Origin of the sequence: Exiguobacterium sp. s193 (genome assembly GCF_018618755.1) — a bacterium.
Classification (GTDB): domain Bacteria; phylum Bacillota; class Bacilli; order Exiguobacteriales; family Exiguobacteriaceae; genus Exiguobacterium_A.
Genome location: NZ_JACSMR010000001.1, coordinates 208,575 through 224,077 on the forward strand (window position 1 = coordinate 208,575; position 15,503 = coordinate 224,077).

At 49.6% G+C, this 15,503-nt stretch carries 17 protein-coding genes and 1 other annotated feature; all 17 genes read right to left on the reverse strand.

Annotation, left to right across the window (positions count from 1 at the left end):
- Position 1: 1 nt before the first annotated feature.
- The 17 genes from rplU to KNQ04_RS01120 all read right to left on the reverse strand — a co-directional run bounded on the left by rplU (position 2) and on the right by KNQ04_RS01120 (position 15,503).
- The gene (rplU, locus tag KNQ04_RS01040; protein ID WP_012370978.1) at positions 2 to 310 is read right to left on the reverse strand and encodes a 50S ribosomal protein L21; all 309 of its coding nucleotides are present in this window, start codon (positions 308 to 310) and stop codon (positions 2 to 4) included.
- A gap of 15 nt (positions 311 to 325) precedes the next feature.
- Positions 326 to 395 (reverse strand) — a sequence feature (ribosomal protein L21 leader region).
- A 67-nt stretch (positions 396 to 462) separates the two neighbouring features.
- Positions 463 to 1,809 carry a ribonuclease E/G gene (locus tag KNQ04_RS01045; RefSeq protein WP_214846724.1) on the reverse strand — a complete coding sequence of 449 codons (1,347 nt, stop codon included), beginning with the start codon at positions 1,807 to 1,809 and terminating at the stop codon, positions 463 to 465.
- Positions 1,810 to 1,871: 62 nt separating this feature from the next.
- Positions 1,872 to 2,720 (reverse strand): septum site-determining protein MinD, encoded by an 849-nt coding sequence (minD, locus tag KNQ04_RS01050; RefSeq protein WP_214846725.1) that lies wholly within the window; start codon positions 2,718 to 2,720, stop codon positions 1,872 to 1,874.
- 5 nt (positions 2,721 to 2,725) lie between these two features.
- Positions 2,726 to 3,400, reverse strand: a complete 675-nt coding sequence (locus tag KNQ04_RS01055; protein WP_214846726.1) for a septum site-determining protein MinC — start codon at positions 3,398 to 3,400, stop codon at positions 2,726 to 2,728.
- A 3-nt stretch (positions 3,401 to 3,403) separates the two neighbouring features.
- On the reverse strand, positions 3,404 to 3,907 hold the full coding sequence (gene mreD / locus KNQ04_RS01060) for a rod shape-determining protein MreD (protein ID WP_214846727.1): 504 nt from the start codon (positions 3,905 to 3,907) through the stop codon (positions 3,404 to 3,406).
- Entirely contained in the window at positions 3,900 to 4,784 is an 885-nt protein-coding gene (mreC, locus tag KNQ04_RS01065; RefSeq protein ID WP_214846728.1) for a rod shape-determining protein MreC, read from the reverse strand. The genes mreD and mreC overlap by 8 nt, the downstream gene beginning before the upstream one ends.
- A gap of 14 nt (positions 4,785 to 4,798) precedes the next feature.
- Positions 4,799 to 5,833: a rod shape-determining protein gene (locus KNQ04_RS01070; protein WP_214846729.1), complete on the reverse strand. Its 1,035-nt coding sequence runs from the start codon at positions 5,831 to 5,833 to the stop codon at positions 4,799 to 4,801.
- Between the two features lie 162 nt (positions 5,834 to 5,995).
- Positions 5,996 to 6,649 carry a RadC family protein gene (gene radC / locus KNQ04_RS01075; RefSeq protein ID WP_353049699.1) on the reverse strand — a complete coding sequence of 218 codons (654 nt, stop codon included), beginning with the start codon at positions 6,647 to 6,649 and terminating at the stop codon, positions 5,996 to 5,998.
- Between the two features lie 26 nt (positions 6,650 to 6,675).
- The gene (locus KNQ04_RS01080) at positions 6,676 to 7,254 is read right to left on the reverse strand and encodes a Maf family protein (protein WP_214846730.1); all 579 of its coding nucleotides are present in this window, start codon (positions 7,252 to 7,254) and stop codon (positions 6,676 to 6,678) included.
- A 106-nt stretch (positions 7,255 to 7,360) separates the two neighbouring features.
- Positions 7,361 to 8,083, reverse strand: coding sequence for a hypothetical protein (locus KNQ04_RS01085; protein ID WP_214846731.1), 723 nt, complete (start codon positions 8,081 to 8,083; stop codon positions 7,361 to 7,363).
- The gene (locus KNQ04_RS01090) at positions 8,080 to 9,795 is read right to left on the reverse strand and encodes a fimbrial assembly protein (protein ID WP_214846732.1); all 1,716 of its coding nucleotides are present in this window, start codon (positions 9,793 to 9,795) and stop codon (positions 8,080 to 8,082) included. Before KNQ04_RS01090 ends, KNQ04_RS01085 begins: the two co-directional genes overlap by 4 nt.
- Before the next feature lie 18 nt (positions 9,796 to 9,813).
- Positions 9,814 to 10,569 (reverse strand): prepilin peptidase, encoded by a 756-nt coding sequence (locus KNQ04_RS01095; protein WP_214846733.1) that lies wholly within the window; start codon positions 10,567 to 10,569, stop codon positions 9,814 to 9,816.
- 65 nt (positions 10,570 to 10,634) lie between these two features.
- Positions 10,635 to 11,117, reverse strand: coding sequence for a type II secretion system protein (locus KNQ04_RS01100; RefSeq protein WP_214846734.1), 483 nt, complete (start codon positions 11,115 to 11,117; stop codon positions 10,635 to 10,637).
- Positions 11,118 to 11,250: 133 nt separating this feature from the next.
- The gene (locus KNQ04_RS01105) at positions 11,251 to 12,468 is read right to left on the reverse strand and encodes a type II secretion system F family protein (RefSeq protein WP_214846735.1); all 1,218 of its coding nucleotides are present in this window, start codon (positions 12,466 to 12,468) and stop codon (positions 11,251 to 11,253) included.
- Between the two features lie 4 nt (positions 12,469 to 12,472).
- Positions 12,473 to 13,516 carry a type IV pilus twitching motility protein PilT gene (locus KNQ04_RS01110; RefSeq protein WP_214846737.1) on the reverse strand — a complete coding sequence of 348 codons (1,044 nt, stop codon included), beginning with the start codon at positions 13,514 to 13,516 and terminating at the stop codon, positions 12,473 to 12,475.
- A complete protein-coding gene (locus KNQ04_RS01115; RefSeq protein WP_214846739.1) occupies positions 13,513 to 15,177 on the reverse strand; it encodes a GspE/PulE family protein in 1,665 nt (554 codons plus the stop codon). The genes KNQ04_RS01110 and KNQ04_RS01115 overlap by 4 nt, the downstream gene beginning before the upstream one ends.
- 8 nt (positions 15,178 to 15,185) lie before the next feature.
- Entirely contained in the window at positions 15,186 to 15,503 is a 318-nt protein-coding gene (locus KNQ04_RS01120; RefSeq protein WP_029331064.1) for a hypothetical protein, read from the reverse strand.

Sequence of the window (15,503 nt, forward strand, 5' to 3'; positions counted from 1 at the left end):
CTTACGCTTCGATTTTCTCGATGCGGACCTTCGTGTAAGGTTGACGGTGACCTTGCTTACGACGGTAGTTCTTTTTAGCTTTCATTTTGAAGACTGTGATCTTTTTCGCGCGAGCGTGTTTGATGACCGTTGCTACGACCTTCGCACCTTCTACGAGTGGAGCGCCGACTTTAACATCGTCACCACCAAGGATCAAGACTTCGCCGAATTCTACTGTGCTGTCGACGTCTGCGTTTAATTTCTCAACGTAGATCTCTTGGCCAGCTTCGACTTTAACTTGTTTACCACCAGTTTTAATAATTGCGTACATTACGTGCACCTCCTCTTAGGAACTCAGACTCGCCATCACGGGCAGCGGATGCTTTAAAACCCGGTCTGTGCGGTTGTAGTCATTTGGGTGCTTCCAAACGAACTAACGTTATTCAGAATACCAAACGAAGTTGACTATTGTCAATAACGTTCTTACTGTTTTTGCTGACGATCGACAAATTCTTCACATTCCTGCTTTGTTCCCGTAAATAAGATGCCGGTTTCACCTTCGACGATTAACACGTCAAGCGGGCAGTCTTGTTCGAATAACGGACTTAATGATTCGCGCGGCGCCCGGACGACGGCTGCTTCCGCATGGGTCGCGATTGTTATCAGTTGTGGTTCGAGCTGCCGGTGAATCGCGATCCGCGACGGTTTCCCTTGTGCAACGGACCGTTCGAGTAACGATTTCCCGTGCCGTTGCCGCGTCAATTCGCAAAGCCCCATCTTCGTAAACCCATACACTTCGATTTGTTTCGTTTCTTGGGCGGCGCGCTCCTTGAGCAGTTGTGTCACACGCGTCTGCCCTTTACTTGAACCACGCAGGAAGTCGACGGCAATCATACCGCTGATATTGCGTAACCGTAATTGGCGCATGATTTCAAGCGCTGCCGCTTCATTGATTTGATCAAATGTCCGTTTTTGGTCTTTGACGGATACCATCTTTCCACTATTGACGTCAATCACTGTCATCGTCTCGACTTCTTCAATCAATAAATAGGCGCCGCCATCGAGCCAAACGACTTTTTCGAGCGCTTTTTCGATCACTTGGTCGACATGCTCCATCTCCGGAAGTCGTCCTTTCAGTACAGGACGGTCGACGCTTAATCCGAGTTGCTCGAGCCGTTCCTTTTCCGTCCTGCTCGTCACGCGCGCTTCTGCGACGAACGGGAGCCGTTTTGCTTCTTGGATGACTAAAGCTTCATCTTGCTCTAACGTGTCCTGTTGTAACATCTTTTCATGACGGGTCCGCAATTGAAACAGTTCTTTTTCAAGCACGCTGCCTTCTGCTTGCGAGGCTTCCGTCCGATATAGGATACCTTCCGTCTCCTCGGTCTGAATCAGTTCTGCGAGCTGACGTTGCGTGACGAGATCGAGTTTCCGGCTAAAGCGGACACGCCGCCCGTACGGGAAGTAGACGAGATAACGTCCGCCGTATGTGATGTTTTGTGTGACTTTATGCTGTTTTGGTGACGTGCCTTCCTTGACGACCTGCACGAGGATGGTCTGACCGACTTGGACAGCTTGACCGATTGTCGGAACATCCGGGTAACGGCGTAACGTTTCCAGTGTTTCGTTGACCGGTAAGTAAAGCGGCGTCCCATCAGTCGCAATCAAAAAGGCAGCCTCAAGCGTCGGATGCAGCCGGTCCACCTTGGCGTACAGCAAGGTACCGACCCGAATCTCGTCACGCATCCGTTCATGATACTCGACGACCCGTCCGCCTTCGACTAACGCAACACGCTCGAGCGACGGGGTTTGTTCACTAATCCATTTCATAAGAATTCCTCCAAAAAAAATAGACAAGAAGCACGATGCCCTCTTTGTCTATTTTCCCAAACTTATTTCATACCAAGCATTTTTTTCAACTTCACGAGGAATCCTTTTTGCGGTTGTTCGTTCAAGTCGAGCAACGGAACAGACTCCCCAAGAATCCGGCGCGTGATGTTTCGGTACCCGAGTCCGGCACGATTGTCCGGATTCATCGTCACCGGAACACCACGGTGTGACGCCGCGATGACTTCTTCATCATCGACAATCAAGCCAAGCAGGTCGATCGACAAGATGCGCATGATTTCATCGATATCCAGCATGTCGCCTGAAGCCATCATGTGCGAACGGACACGGTTGATGACGAGACGCGGGACGATTTCACGATCCGACCGTTCAAGCATTCCGATGATACGGTCTGCATCTTGAACAGCTGCTTTTTCGGGTGTCGTGACGATGACAGCTTCATCTGCCCCGGCAATCGCATTCATGAACCCTTGCTCGATTCCGGCAGGACAATCAATGAGGACGAATTCATAGTCCAGTTTCAACGTATCAATGATCGCTTTTACCTGTTCCGGTGTGACGGACGATTTGTCCTTAGACTGGGCAGCAGGCAACAGATACATCTCTTCAAAACGTTTATCCCGAACGAGTGCCTGATGCAATTTACATTGCCCCGTCACGACGTCGACGATGTTGTAGATACTCCGGTTATCGAGACCGAGAACGATATCGAGGTTGCGTAACCCGATGTCCGTATCGACGAGACAAACCGAGTGTCCCATCAACGCGAGCGCAGTCCCGATATTCGCAGTCGTCGTCGTTTTCCCGACGCCACCTTTACCAGACGTGACGACAATCGCCCGTCCGACATTCGTTTTGGCATCTTTATGTACCTGTTCTTTCACTTGTTCCATGTCTGTCACCCTCTTTCACTATCGATCGCAAACTGATCCATCCGCGCAAGCGGAACGGTTTGAAGACGAGAAAATTCGATTCCCGCTTCCCCTATAAAAGCACAACCCATTTCTAATGCCGGTACTGGTGCATCATCTGGTTCATCGTGAACGATATCCGAAATCGAAATCCATTTCGGCTCTAACACACTTGCCGCGATGACCGCTTCGTCATTCCCGCCTTTTCCGGCATGGACGGTTCCGCGCAACGCACCAAGACAATAAATACTGCCTGTCGCATGGACGACGGCACCCGGATTGATATCGCCGATGACGACGATTGATCCTTCGATATCGAGGACTTGCCCACTGCGGGCCGTTCCGCCGAAATAATGAAACGTCCGCTCCCCGTATAATGCTTTTGCCTCGTCTTTCGTCAGGCATTCACTATCGTAACCATTAAACGAAAACGAGTCATGTCGCGCGACAATCGACTCAACCGCTGTCACGACACCTTCGTCGACGTAACGTCGTCCGAAAAAGAACGTAATCGGTACGGCGCGTCCGTTCTCGACGGATTTATCGGCAAGCGTCAATTCTAGGTCGTCAAGAAATTCATCCACACTGCACCGTTCGTTTACATAAACGGCAAGGCCACCACGATGACCTTTCATCGTTACATAACGCTTACGTTCAATCATGACTCATCCTCTTTTCTCGTCAAGTGTAGACTGCACGAGCCGGGTCATCGGATAATATAAAACAATGATCCCAATCAGCTGTGCAATGAGACTCTTCGGAATGATTTGTGTCGTCAGTTCTTTAAAAGCAACATCGACACCTAAGACCGAGGCCGTAAAGAAATAAATATCAAATTCGAACAATAGGGCACTGAACGTAAATGTGACGATAATCGTCAATACGTTCTCCTTTACATATTTTAGCACGAAGCTACTAAAAAGCGGAATGGCAGATAACGCAAATAAGTAAATACCGATGATATCGGAATACACGAAATCGTATAGGAGACCAAATACTAAACCAAACCCAAGTGCCTGTTCGATTTTTCCGTACCGTCCGAGGAACATCAAGGCGATCAATGTCAGGTGAACCGCATACGGGGAACCGTCACCGAGCGGACCCGCAAAAACGGTTCCTTCTAAGATAAAAAGAAGGAACACGGCGAAAAACAACTTGACGTTATTCACGAGTGTCCCCTCCCTTATCGGTCTCAGCGAAAGGTTCCTTCGCTTCCCGTTCAATCACGAAAACGTGTCCGAACTGTTCGAAGTCTGCTGCCGGTTTGACGTATGCAATTTTCGAGGCACCGTACCGATCCGACTTAACCTTCTCAATCTTACCAATGACGACGCCACTCGGATACTTCCCGCCCAGTCCGGATGTCGCGACATCCTGTCCTTTTTTCAACTTCGCATCGTTCGGAATTTTCGTGAATTTCAACAAATTCGTTTCTTCGTCGAATCCTTCAATCGTTCCGAAAACACCTTTGCCTTTCGTATCGTCGGCAACAGCTGACACATTGTTCGTCCTGCTCGTATCCGACAGAAGTTGGACAAGCGATGTATACGCACTCGTCTGAATGACACGCCCAATTAATCCATCTGCCGTCACGACGGCCATATCGGGTTTGACACCCTTTTGTTCACCGATGTTGACCGTAACGAAGCGTTGCCATTCGGATGGTGTGCGCCCTATCATCTCAGCCGGAAGTAACGTATAGTCACGAATCGAACCATTCAAGTCGAGCATATCCTTCAATTCTTTATTCTCACGTTCTAAATCACGGACTTTGACGGAAGTTTCCGCGTAGTCGTTCAAACGCGATTTTAAATACTCATTTTCCTTATACACGTCACGCACTTCTGTAATCGAAGTGACCGTATCATCAATCCAGCCAATCGGTGTCGCGAAAAGACGTTGACCGACCCCGACAGTATCACGGACAAAACTTTGATACCAGTGGGATTGATTACGTCCTTGCAACGAAATACCGATCAATATCACCAAAAGGAGAAAACTAAGGAGTGTGATGAGCAGTTTTCGATTATTTAAAAATCGCTTCATCGCTCATCCCGTCCTTATCTTTTTTGTGAGATGCCTGATCTAGAACGAAGGACAGGCATCATCTCAAGTGATTTTCCTGTACCGATTGCGACACAATCCAGTGGCTCTTCAGCAACAAGCGTCAAGATACGCGTTTCGTCTTCGATGACAGCATCCAGATTTTTAAGCAACGCACCGCCACCCGTTAAAACGATTCCGCGGTCCATGACGTCAGCTGAAAGTTCCGGTGGTGTCTGCTCAAGCGTATGCTTGACACCTGCTAAAATCGCATCGACCGTATCCGATAACGCATCGCAAATTTCCGCACTCGTCACTTCGATTTGTTTCGGAAGACCGGTTACGAGGTCGCGGCCACGGATTTCCATCGTTTCGTTTTCCGACTCCTCGTCAATCCGTGCATAACCAATCGTCATCTTGAGTGTTTCAGCCGTCCGTTCACCGATCATCAAGTTATATTTTGATTTGATGTAACGAATGATCGACTCATCCATTTCATCTCCACCGACACGAATCGATTGACTTGTCACGATCCCGCCAAGTGAGATGACTGCGACTTCCGTCGTACCACCACCGATATCGACGACCATCGATCCCGTTGGTTCAGATACTGGAAGACCGGCACCGATTGCTGCTGCGAACGGTTCTTCGATCGTGTAGGCTTCCCGTGCGCCGGCAAGTTTTGCTGCATCTTCAACGGCACGTTTTTCGACTGACGTGATGCCGCTTGGCACACAAATCATGACGTTCGTCTTCGAAGAGAACAATCCTTTTTTCTTTGTTGCTTGATCCATGAAGTACTTGATCATCGTTGCTGTTGTTTCATAATCGGCAATTACGCCGTCTTTCATCGGCCGTCGTGCCGTCACGTTGCCCGGTGTCCGTCCAATCATGTTTTTTGCTGCGTTCCCGACTGCTTCAATCTTACCTGTATCGGTACGGAAAGCGACAACAGAAGGTTCGCGTACAACGATTCCTTGCCCCTTCACATAAACGAGTGTGTTTGCCGTACCTAAGTCAATGCCGATTTCACGGCTAAATGATCCAAACATTATTCAAAAAACCCCTCTCTGAAAATACAACTTCACTAATTATAACGGAAAAGCACTCCTAAAAAAGCGCTAAAACGTTACAGCTTGTTTACAGTTCACCTATTTTTCAAAACATAAAAACGCCTGAGGTCAGGAAGTCCACTTCCCCCTCAGACGTTATTCTTACATAAATCCGCGTTGTTTCATACTAATAAATTGTCCATGACCGATGACGAGGTGATCGATACAACTGATTCCAATCAATCTTCCCGCCTCGACCATCCGTTCCGACACCTCGATATCTTCCCGACTCGGAGTCGGGTCGCCGGACGGATGATTATGGACGGCGATGAAGCTAGCTGCCGAGCAGCGAATCGCTTCTCGGAAGATGTCGCGTGGGTGGACGATTGACGTGTTCAATCCTCCGATGAAGAGCGTCTTTTTCGAAATGACCTCATTTTTCGTATTCAAGTACAAACAGATAAAGTGCTCTTGCTGATAGAGGCGCATCTCTTCAAGCAATAATTCAGCCGCATCTTCCGGTGAACGAACGACCGGTCGAACCCACTTCGGTTCTGTGACGAGCCGACGTCCGAGTTCGAGTCCCGCCATGATTTGTAGTGCCTTTGCTTTCCCGACACCGGGTGCTTTCTCGAGTCCGCCGACTCCTGCTGCCTCGAGTTCAATCAGCGATGGGTAAATGTCGAGTAACTCTTCTGCGACTTCAAGCGGTGAACGATTGCGTGTCCCGCTTCGGACGAGGCATGCCAGCAACTCGACCGTCGTCGCTTGTGCCAATCCTTTTAATTGAATCATATCCTTCGGCCATTCGATCACTGGATCCGACCTCTCTGTATTCAGATTTACGCAAATTCCGGCTTGATCCCAAATGCTTCGAGTCGCTTCGCAATCGGATGGATCGGTAATCCGACGACATTGTAGTAGTCCCCTTCAATCGCTTCGACAAATACGCCACCGATGGTCTGAATTCCGTATCCACCGGCTTTGTCGTACGGCTCGTCCGTCGCCGTATACCGTTCAATCCACTCACTCGGCAATGATCCGAAACGAACCTTCGTCGCCACGGTGAACGTCTCGCTTTGGTCATCGCGGACAATCGTCACCCCCGTCAAGACCGTATGCGTCCGACCCGACAAACGGTTTAACATTGTCCGTGCCGCGTCACGGTCTAACGGTTTTTCAAGAATCAAATCGTCGATGGCGACGACCGTATCTGCCGCGAGAATCACTTCTCCCGCTCGCGCAACGGCATGTGCTTTTTTCTGCGACAAGTAGGCGACATATTCAGCAGGTGTCATCGGGTGCGGGGCTTGTTCGACGACATCTGCCGGGCGTACTTCATGGTGGACTCCAATTTGTCGTAATAAGGACGTCCGTCGTGGGGACGCGGAAGCAAGAATCAAGGGTGGTTGCGTTAGCATTAGTATCACGTTCTTTCTGATAAATTTCGAACTGCCTTAATTCAGTCAAGTTTTAGTATAACGAAAAACAAGCACCACTCCAGTCCGGAGAAGTGCCTGTTTTGCTTTAATTTCCTGTGACATCGACAAAGGGATCCGATTTAGGTGTCGTTTCCTTGAGTGGTGTCTTTTTGTCCGGGACTAGCTTCGTCAAGTCCGGGCGGTAGTATGTCTCGATTTCAATCGTAAAGGTCATCATCTCGTCGTCAAGCAGGATCGCGTCACTCCCGGCACCCGGTTCATCCGGTCCCGTCAATTGGATTTGACGTAAAATCGTAATCCGGTCCGTCCGTTCGATTTGCTTCAAAAATGCCATCAGTTCGAGGTAAGACGGCGCTTCGACCGATAACGATGCCGGAAGTGTCGTCGCTGTCGTCGTCGCGACAGGTGCTTCTGCTTCAGCCGCATTGATGTCGGATTCTGTCGCCATCGCGCCATCGACAACTGGTGTCGATTCGACGACCGGTGCAGGGACGACGTCCGTTTGGCCAAACGTGATCGACTGGACTTTCACACCGGCGATTTGACTTGACGCATTGATGGCATCGATGACATCATCGTTTGCCGGAAGGACGGGCACTTTTTTCTGAAGGAAACTCGATTCCGCGACATCGACTTTTTGTTCACTTGCTTTCGCGAGTTCAAGTGCCGTCTGTTCCCGGTCAAGCGTCGCTTCCGTTTCATTGAGTTCTTGATATGTCGTATAGGTCGTATAGCCGAAGTAAGCAACACCACCAATTACGAGGAGGAGCGTAATCCCAAGGAGAAGGAAACTACTATACCGTTTCAATTGTCCTCCACCTCCTCAATTTCGGTCGAAATGATTTCGCCCGCTTGCTCTTCCGGACTGACTGTCTCGCCGTCCGTCGTCTCACCGTTCTCTTCTTTCGGTACATCCGGATTCGCTTCATTCGTCTCCCCTTTGACGACTTCCGCCGGGAGGACGGATAACGTGAATTGGCCGATGTAACGCGGTTCTTCCGACTGTTCGTCCGTCGCCGGTGTGATCGTCGTCGTCGGAACTTCTTGTCCTGTCGCAGGATCAATCGTTGTCGATGTGACGACATCCGTTTTTTCATTCATCGTTTTCGTCGTGATGCTCGTTAACGAAACGCCTGTAAAGACATCATCCGTCAACAATTGTCGGTAAAATCCATTCAGTTCCTCAAGGGTCTCGAATTGCGCATTCATCGTCACGAGATGGTCCGCACCGTAGGCAAATTGTAAAAGATAGCCCCGCTCCGGCAAGTACCGTGTAATCCGTTCAAGTGTCGGTACGGCAGGACGTGGTGTTTCTTCGAGCCCATCGACCGTCTGCTTCAACTGGGCGACCTCTTGTTTCGTCGATTGAGCCGACTCTGCTTGTAATGTCCGGACGATTTGGATTTGATTGTTCGCCGTTTCGATCCGGTCCGCGAATTGATCCGTCTGCCAGAATAAGTATCCACCAATCAATCCGCCGAACAACAGGAGAACAAGCGACGCGACGAGTGGGAATTTCGGCATGACGTCGTTTTCCGGTAGAAGGTTGATGCGGTCCTTTCGTGGAATCGCGAGTCCGATCAGTGGCAGATAGGGCCGCGGAATTGCTTGCGACGCCACTTCGACCTGTTCAGGAAGCTGTTCGAGCCGTAAGTCGAAATTCGCTTCGAACCGCGTGACAAGTGCTTCCTGGAACGGGAAGTCTCCGGCTAAGATGACACGACTGATTTCCCGCTGATCACGCGCGAGCGAAAAACGGTAGAAATCAAGGACACGTGAAAACTCAAGCAACATCTCGTCGAGCGTCATCTCGACTTGCGTATCATCCAAGCGGTAGCGGTAGTGCAAGCGATCATCAATCACATCGACTTCCCAGGCGTTTGAGCTGAACGTATCGACCGACCGGATCAGACGCGGAATTTTATCTTCGATGATGATCAATTGATGGTTCGTCGCATTGACGTTCCAAATCAACAGACTGCTGCTGTCTTCGATTTCATACAGCGACTCGATTCCGAAGAACGTAGCGAGCGGTTGTGGTTCAGCCGCAACAAGACGGAGATGTTTCTGCTTGAACAGTTGCATGTATTGTTTGATTGCCTCGTTCGGCGCTGCATACAGCATGATTTCCCGTTTGCCGTCTTCTTCGAGCAGTGTGTAATCGAAGTACGGTTCTTCAAACGGCAGGACGATGCTGTGTCCGAGTTCCATGAACAAGTAACCACGGATTTGGTTCGTCTCGACCGACTCCGGAATTTCAAGTTTCCGTGCTAAAACAAGGGATCCGTCAAGCGCAAGAACGGCTTGCGAACCACGCGGCACTTTCAATTTCGTCAGCAGGCTGTCAAAAATCAAATCAAGCGAAGCTTCCGGTTGGAGCCAGCCCCCTTGGAGCGTCCCCGCTGGCAAGGACGCGACGGCACGCCGTTTGATCGTCCCGTTCTTGACGACGGCACCGAACACGGCGACATCTGTGAAGTTAAAGTAAATATAAGTACCCCTGCGCCTAGCTTGCGCCATATGTACGTTCGTCCTTTCTCATAGGAACAGATTAAGATATAACGTTACCCAATCGTCCGCGAAATAATAAGTTAGTAAAGTCCCGATGGCAATCGAGGGGACAAACGGAATCGGTTGTTTCCGTTCGATCCGTTTTAATCCAAGTAGTGTCAAACCGATGAGCGAACCGACAAACGCCGAGACAAATAACGCAATCACGACATCGAGTGGTCCGAGAAAAATCCCGAGTAAACCAAACAGTTTGACATCCCCTGCCCCCATCCCTTGGCGTGACGCCAAAAAGATGACGAACAGTAAGCCGAAACCGACGATCCCACCAATAATTGGATTATACCAGTTCTCGAGTGGGGAAAGGTAGCGAACTATCAGACTAATCGGTAAAAAGAACAGCAATATTTTATTCGGGACGAGCATGTAGGCGAGATCCGACATGACGAGGATGAATAACAGGCTTGTCAAAATCAGCGTCAAGACAAATTGCATCGACCAGCCGAACTGATAAAAGGCGTAGGCATACAGCACGCCGCCAAGCAATTCCAGTGCCGGATACTTTGCGGAGATCGGCTGCTTGCAGTCGCGGCATTTTCCGCGTAAAGCAAGATAGCCGATGACCGGCGTCAGTTCGAGTGGACCAAGGACATGTCCACAGTTCGGACAATGCGACCGGGGACGGACGATCGATTCCCCAAGCGGAATCCGCAGACCGACGACGTTCGTGAACGACGTAATCAGCATGCCAATAATGAAAAAATAGACCGTAAAAACGATTGTCATGACTAGGCTCCTTTCTTAAAAAACTTCAGAAAAAAACCCCCGAGGTGGGGGCTGATTTTGTTTGATTATTTAATTGCTGATCGTTTTAATTCAGAAGAAGATTCACCTTCAAAATATTTCTTATCGTTCGAACCAATCATAGTAACCGTATAAGTAAATTTACCATTTTCTTGCTGACCAATTGTTACAGATGCTTGTTTATAAGCCTTATCACTGTTCATTGGATCTTTCATCGAATCGATGTATTCATCCAAAGAATTTTTATCTTCTGTTGTACTCGGGTCACCAATAAAGTATAAAACATCATCTTTTTTTATTCCAGCTGCATCTGCTGCAACCTTCAATTTCGCTGCACTCACTAATTGTTTCGCATTTGATACTTGCGCATCCTTACGCGAGTTCTCAATCAATCCACCAATCGCTACTACCGCGATTGCGGCAATAATTCCGAGGATAACGACGACGACGAGTAACTCGATCAACGTCAAGCCACGCTCATCGCGCATTTGTTTTGCATCTAACCAGATTTCTTTTAACCGTTCTAACATTTTAGTATTCCTCCCTAGTGCTTTTTAAGTGTGATGTATAGGTAATACTATCCAGATGATTACTATTATAGTAGCACCATAATTTTTGTGAATAATGTCTTTTTTATACAACAGGTAAATGTTTTTACAGTTGTTATTCGCCTTGGATGTCGGAATAGATCTTAAACATCGGAACGACGACGGCGATGACGATGACACCGACGATTGCTGCGAGCACGACGATCAGTAACGGTTCGATGATGGATTTCAAGCGGTCCGTCGTCGTCTCGACCTCCGTCTCATAAAAGTCTGCGACTTCCGTCAACATTGAGTCGAGGCGCCCCGACTCCTCACCGATCGCAATCATCTGCGTCACAAGCGGCGGAAAATATTTATTTTTTTCCAGCGGCTCGTGCATCGGAATCCCGCGTGACATCGCTTCGTTCGCGGCTGCGATCCCTTTACGGATGACACGGTTCGTCACGATCCGTTCCGTGATGTCGAGCGACGCAAGAATCGGGACGGACGCATTCAGCAGAACGGCCAGTCCACGGGTCATCAAGGCGATTTGCGACTTTTGAATCAAAGGTCCGAAGACCGGCAACATCAACAGGACACGGTCAAAGATGACCCGTTGCCGTTCATTTTTTAAGTTAAAGTAGAGCAGCCCGAGCAGTCCGAAGGCGGCAAGCAACAAGACCCACCAATAGGCAACAAAAAAATCGGACACGGCTACGACGAGTTTCGTGATTAACGGCAGTTCACTCCCGAGTTGGTCGAAGATCGACGCAAACGTCGGGACGACGTTCAGCATCAAAAAGACGACGACCCCGATTGCGACAATCGAGACGACAGCGGGATAAATCAACGCCGAGATGACTTTCCGTTTAATTTCATATTGTTTTTGAAGCTGGGTGACGATGTTATCGAGTGCTTCTTCTAAGTTCCCGCTCGCCTCTCCCGCCATCGCCATACTGACGAAAAACGTATCGAAGACACGTGGATGTTTTTCAATCGCTTGCGAGAACTGAATCCCACTTCGTAAGTCATCCTCGACTTCGACGAGGGCTCGTTCGAGCGGTTTCGATTCCGTCTGCTTGCGTAAGATTTCCGTTGCCTTGACGATTGAAACCCCCGAGCGGACAAGCGTCGCAAACTGCCGGGCATACATGACGAGATGTTCGATTTTTGGTTTTGCCGTTAAAAATGTGATTTCCGTGTTCAAGCCTTTTGACTCTTGTTTCTCAAGTAACGTCACGGCAATTTGATCCGTTCGGAGGCGTTCTGCCGCCTCCCGTTTCGTCAATGCCGTAATCTTGCCTTTTTTCCGTTTTCCAGCCATCGTCCGACCTTCATAGATAAATACTGCCATCTGCTCACCCCGATATGTAAGGTGTCGCGGCTGATGCTGGAATCAGTCCCCGACTAACTAAGTCTTGTAATGCCATTTGCATCGTCTGCATCCCATATTGTTTTCCGGTTTGCAAAACAGACTGGATTTGATATTCCTTGCCCGTCCGAATCAAGTTCGACACGGCTGGCGTCTCGACCATGATTTCAAGCGCCGCGACACGTCCCGATCCATCTGACCGTGGCATCAAACGTTGTGAGACGACACCGGCTAAAACGTTCGCCAGTTGCGCCCGGATTTGGTCCTGTTGCTCGGACGGAAAGACGTCGATGATACGGCTGACCGTTGACGCGGCCGTCGACGTATGGACGGTCGCAAAGACGAGATGTCCTGTTTCCGCTGCCGTGACGGCTGTTGAAATCGTCTCCAAGTCGCGCATCTCCCCGAGCAAGATGACGTCCGGATCCTGGCGGAGCGCCGAGCGGAGTCCACTCGCAAACCGCGGCGCATCGATGCCGATTTCCCGTTGATCAATCAAACTTTTTTGATGGCTGTGCAAATACTCGATTGGATCTTCGAGCGTGATGATCCGTTTGTACATCGTCTGGTTGATTTCGTTAATCATCGCAGCAAGTGTCGTCGACTTTCCTGACCCCGTCGGTCCGGTGACGAGGATCAAGCCATGCGGCTTCGTCAAGAACCGTTTCAAGACCGGTGGTAACGACAGTTGTTCGAGCGTCGGGACTTCGGTCGGAATCGTCCGAAATGCCATCGAAAGTGCGCCGCGCTGATAAAAACAGTTGACGCGGTATCGGGCGACACCCGTCACACCAAACGAAAAATCGATATCACGATCCTGTTTGAGCTGCAGGTACATTTCGTCCGTAATCAAGGAGCGGACAAAGCCATCGATGATGACCGGTTTTAATTTATCTGTTCCAAAAGCCGTCAAGACGCCGTTGACACGGAAGACCGGTGGCGAACCCGCCGTCAAGTGGACGTCGGACGCTCCTTTTTCTTTCGAGGACCGGAGAATGTCTTCAATTTGTGCCCGTTCCATCTTACTCATTCAGAAATCACCGTCCGTAAGATTTCTTCCGTCGTCGTAATCCCTTGGGCGACTTTTGTCAGTCCGTCTGCCAACAGGAAACGTTGACCTTGTGACTTGACGTACAGCGTGATTTCGCTTTCCGTCGATTGGTTCATGATCATCCGGCGGAGTACTTCATCGATCATGACGACTTCCTGGATCGCGAGTCGTCCCCGGTATCCGGTCATGTTACATGATGAGCACCCGCGTCCCCGCATGACGGTCGTCGCTTCGATGCCTTCTTGTTCAAACAATTCCTGCTCACGTTTTGAGAGCGGCTGGACTTCCCCGCAATCACGGCAGACACGTCTGACGAGCCGCTGCGCGATCAAGCCTGTGACCGATGCCGCGACAAGGAATGGTTCAACTCCCATGTCGATCAGCCGGGTGATTGAACTAATCGCCGAGTTCGTGTGTAATGTCGAGAGGACGAGGTGACCGGTTAACGACGCCCGGATTGAAATTTCTGCTGTTTCAATGTCACGAATCTCTCCGACCATGACGACGTTCGGATCTTGTCGTAAGATCGAACGTAATCCACTTGCAAACGTCAACCCGATTTTACTGTTGACCTGGACTTGATTGATACCGTCGACTTGGTACTCGACAGGGTCTTCGACCGTGATGATGTTCCGTGTTTCATCATTTAATTCATTGAGTGCCGCGTACAACGTCGACGATTTCCCGGATCCGGTCGGTCCTGTAATCAAAATGATGCCGTTCGGACGTTTCAGCATGTCACGGAATTGGGATTCATTTCGTTCACTGAAGCCGATTTTTGAAATCGAGATATTCGAGTTCGAGCTATCAAGAATCCGGATGACGACTTTTTCGCCGTAGACGGTCGGTAACGTCGAGACGCGGAAATCGTAGGCCAGTCCATTGTATATGTACTTAATCCGTCCGTCTTGCGGCAGGCGCGACTCCGTAATATCGAGTTCACTCATGACCTTAATCCGGGTCGTCAAGATATTTTGAATCTGCTTCGGATAGTTGTTTTCCGTCCGAAGCTCCCCGTCAATCCGAATCCGGACCGATAATGACGTTTCTTGCGGGTCCATGTGGACATCGGACGCACGTTGGGAAATTCCGTTCTCAAGAATTTGATTGACGAGGCGAATGATCGGTGCATCTTCGCGCGTCACGACATCCCGGGTCGCGTCCGCCTCCATCATTTCATCGGATTCAAGTAATTCACGCAGTGACGAATCGATATCATAATACTTTAAAATCGTCCGGCGAATTTCGTCACGGGTCGCAATCCCGACTTCAATCATCAACCCGGTCTGTAGACGCAGGTCATCAATCGCAATCAAGTCGAGCGGATCTGCCATCGCGATAAACAGACGATTTCCTTCCCGGTAGACTGGGACGAGTGTGTGCCGCTGGGCAAGTTCTTTTGAAATCAGCTTCGTGACCGCGACATCGACCGGGTAGTTATACAACTGAATGATCGGAATCTTTAACTGGTGGTGAAGTGCTTCGAGTAATTGTTGTTCTGTCAAATGACCGAGACGTAACAGGGCATCGCCTAATTTTTCCGTCGGCCGTTTGACCGTCAGTGCTTCATCAATCTGTGATTCTGTCACGAGGCTTTCTTCAAGTAACATCTCCCCGAGACGTTTCCGTTTCATCGCCATTTAATTCGTCACCCTTCCGCGTGCCATGTTTCTTCTTCATCAAGTGCTGTCGGTCGTTGTTGTTGTTTTTCATCCATCGTACTCGTCACCGCAGTCGCCACCAAAAGGGTGACGACATATCCTGCGATGACAAACGGATTCATCATCCAATCGAATTTGACGAGCAGATATAGTGCGACGACGAGCACAAGTGCCGTGACCGAAAGAATAACCTTCGCCCGTGTCGTCGCGATAAATGGAATTTGAACGGCAAACATCAAGCCACAGATAATCGTCGCTAGTCCGACGATGATTCCGAGTTCAACCAATAAATCTGTCCAGTTCAT

What these genes read in the sequence shown, in the direction of transcription:
- rplU (WP_012370978.1), bottom strand. Translation starts at nt 310, where the DNA reads ATGTACGCAATTATTAAAACTGGTGGTAAACAAGTTAAAGTCGAAGCT.
- KNQ04_RS01045 (WP_214846724.1), bottom strand. Translation starts at nt 1,809, where the DNA reads ATGAAATGGATTAGTGAACAAACCCCGTCGCTCGAGCGTGTTGCGTTA.
- minD (WP_214846725.1), bottom strand. Translation starts at nt 2,720, where the DNA reads ATGGAACAAGTGAAAGAACAGGTACATAAAGATGCCAAAACGAATGTC.
- KNQ04_RS01055 (WP_214846726.1), bottom strand. Translation starts at nt 3,400, where the DNA reads ATGATTGAACGTAAGCGTTATGTAACGATGAAAGGTCATCGTGGTGGC.
- mreC (WP_214846728.1), bottom strand. Translation starts at nt 4,784, where the DNA reads ATGAAGCGATTTTTAAATAATCGAAAACTGCTCATCACACTCCTTAGT.
- KNQ04_RS01070 (WP_214846729.1), bottom strand. Translation starts at nt 5,833, where the DNA reads ATGTTTGGATCATTTAGCCGTGAAATCGGCATTGACTTAGGTACGGCA.
- KNQ04_RS01080 (WP_214846730.1), bottom strand. Translation starts at nt 7,254, where the DNA reads ATGCTAACGCAACCACCCTTGATTCTTGCTTCCGCGTCCCCACGACGG.
- KNQ04_RS01090 (WP_214846732.1), bottom strand. Translation starts at nt 9,795, where the DNA reads ATGGCGCAAGCTAGGCGCAGGGGTACTTATATTTACTTTAACTTCACA.
- KNQ04_RS01095 (WP_214846733.1), bottom strand. Translation starts at nt 10,569, where the DNA reads ATGACAATCGTTTTTACGGTCTATTTTTTCATTATTGGCATGCTGATT.
- KNQ04_RS01100 (WP_214846734.1), bottom strand. Translation starts at nt 11,117, where the DNA reads ATGTTAGAACGGTTAAAAGAAATCTGGTTAGATGCAAAACAAATGCGC.
- KNQ04_RS01105 (WP_214846735.1), bottom strand. Translation starts at nt 12,468, where the DNA reads ATGGCAGTATTTATCTATGAAGGTCGGACGATGGCTGGAAAACGGAAA.
- KNQ04_RS01110 (WP_214846737.1), bottom strand. Translation starts at nt 13,516, where the DNA reads ATGAGTAAGATGGAACGGGCACAAATTGAAGACATTCTCCGGTCCTCG.
- KNQ04_RS01115 (WP_214846739.1), bottom strand. Translation starts at nt 15,177, where the DNA reads ATGGCGATGAAACGGAAACGTCTCGGGGAGATGTTACTTGAAGAAAGC.
- KNQ04_RS01120 (WP_029331064.1), bottom strand. Translation starts at nt 15,503, where the DNA reads ATGAACTGGACAGATTTATTGGTTGAACTCGGAATCATCGTCGGACTA.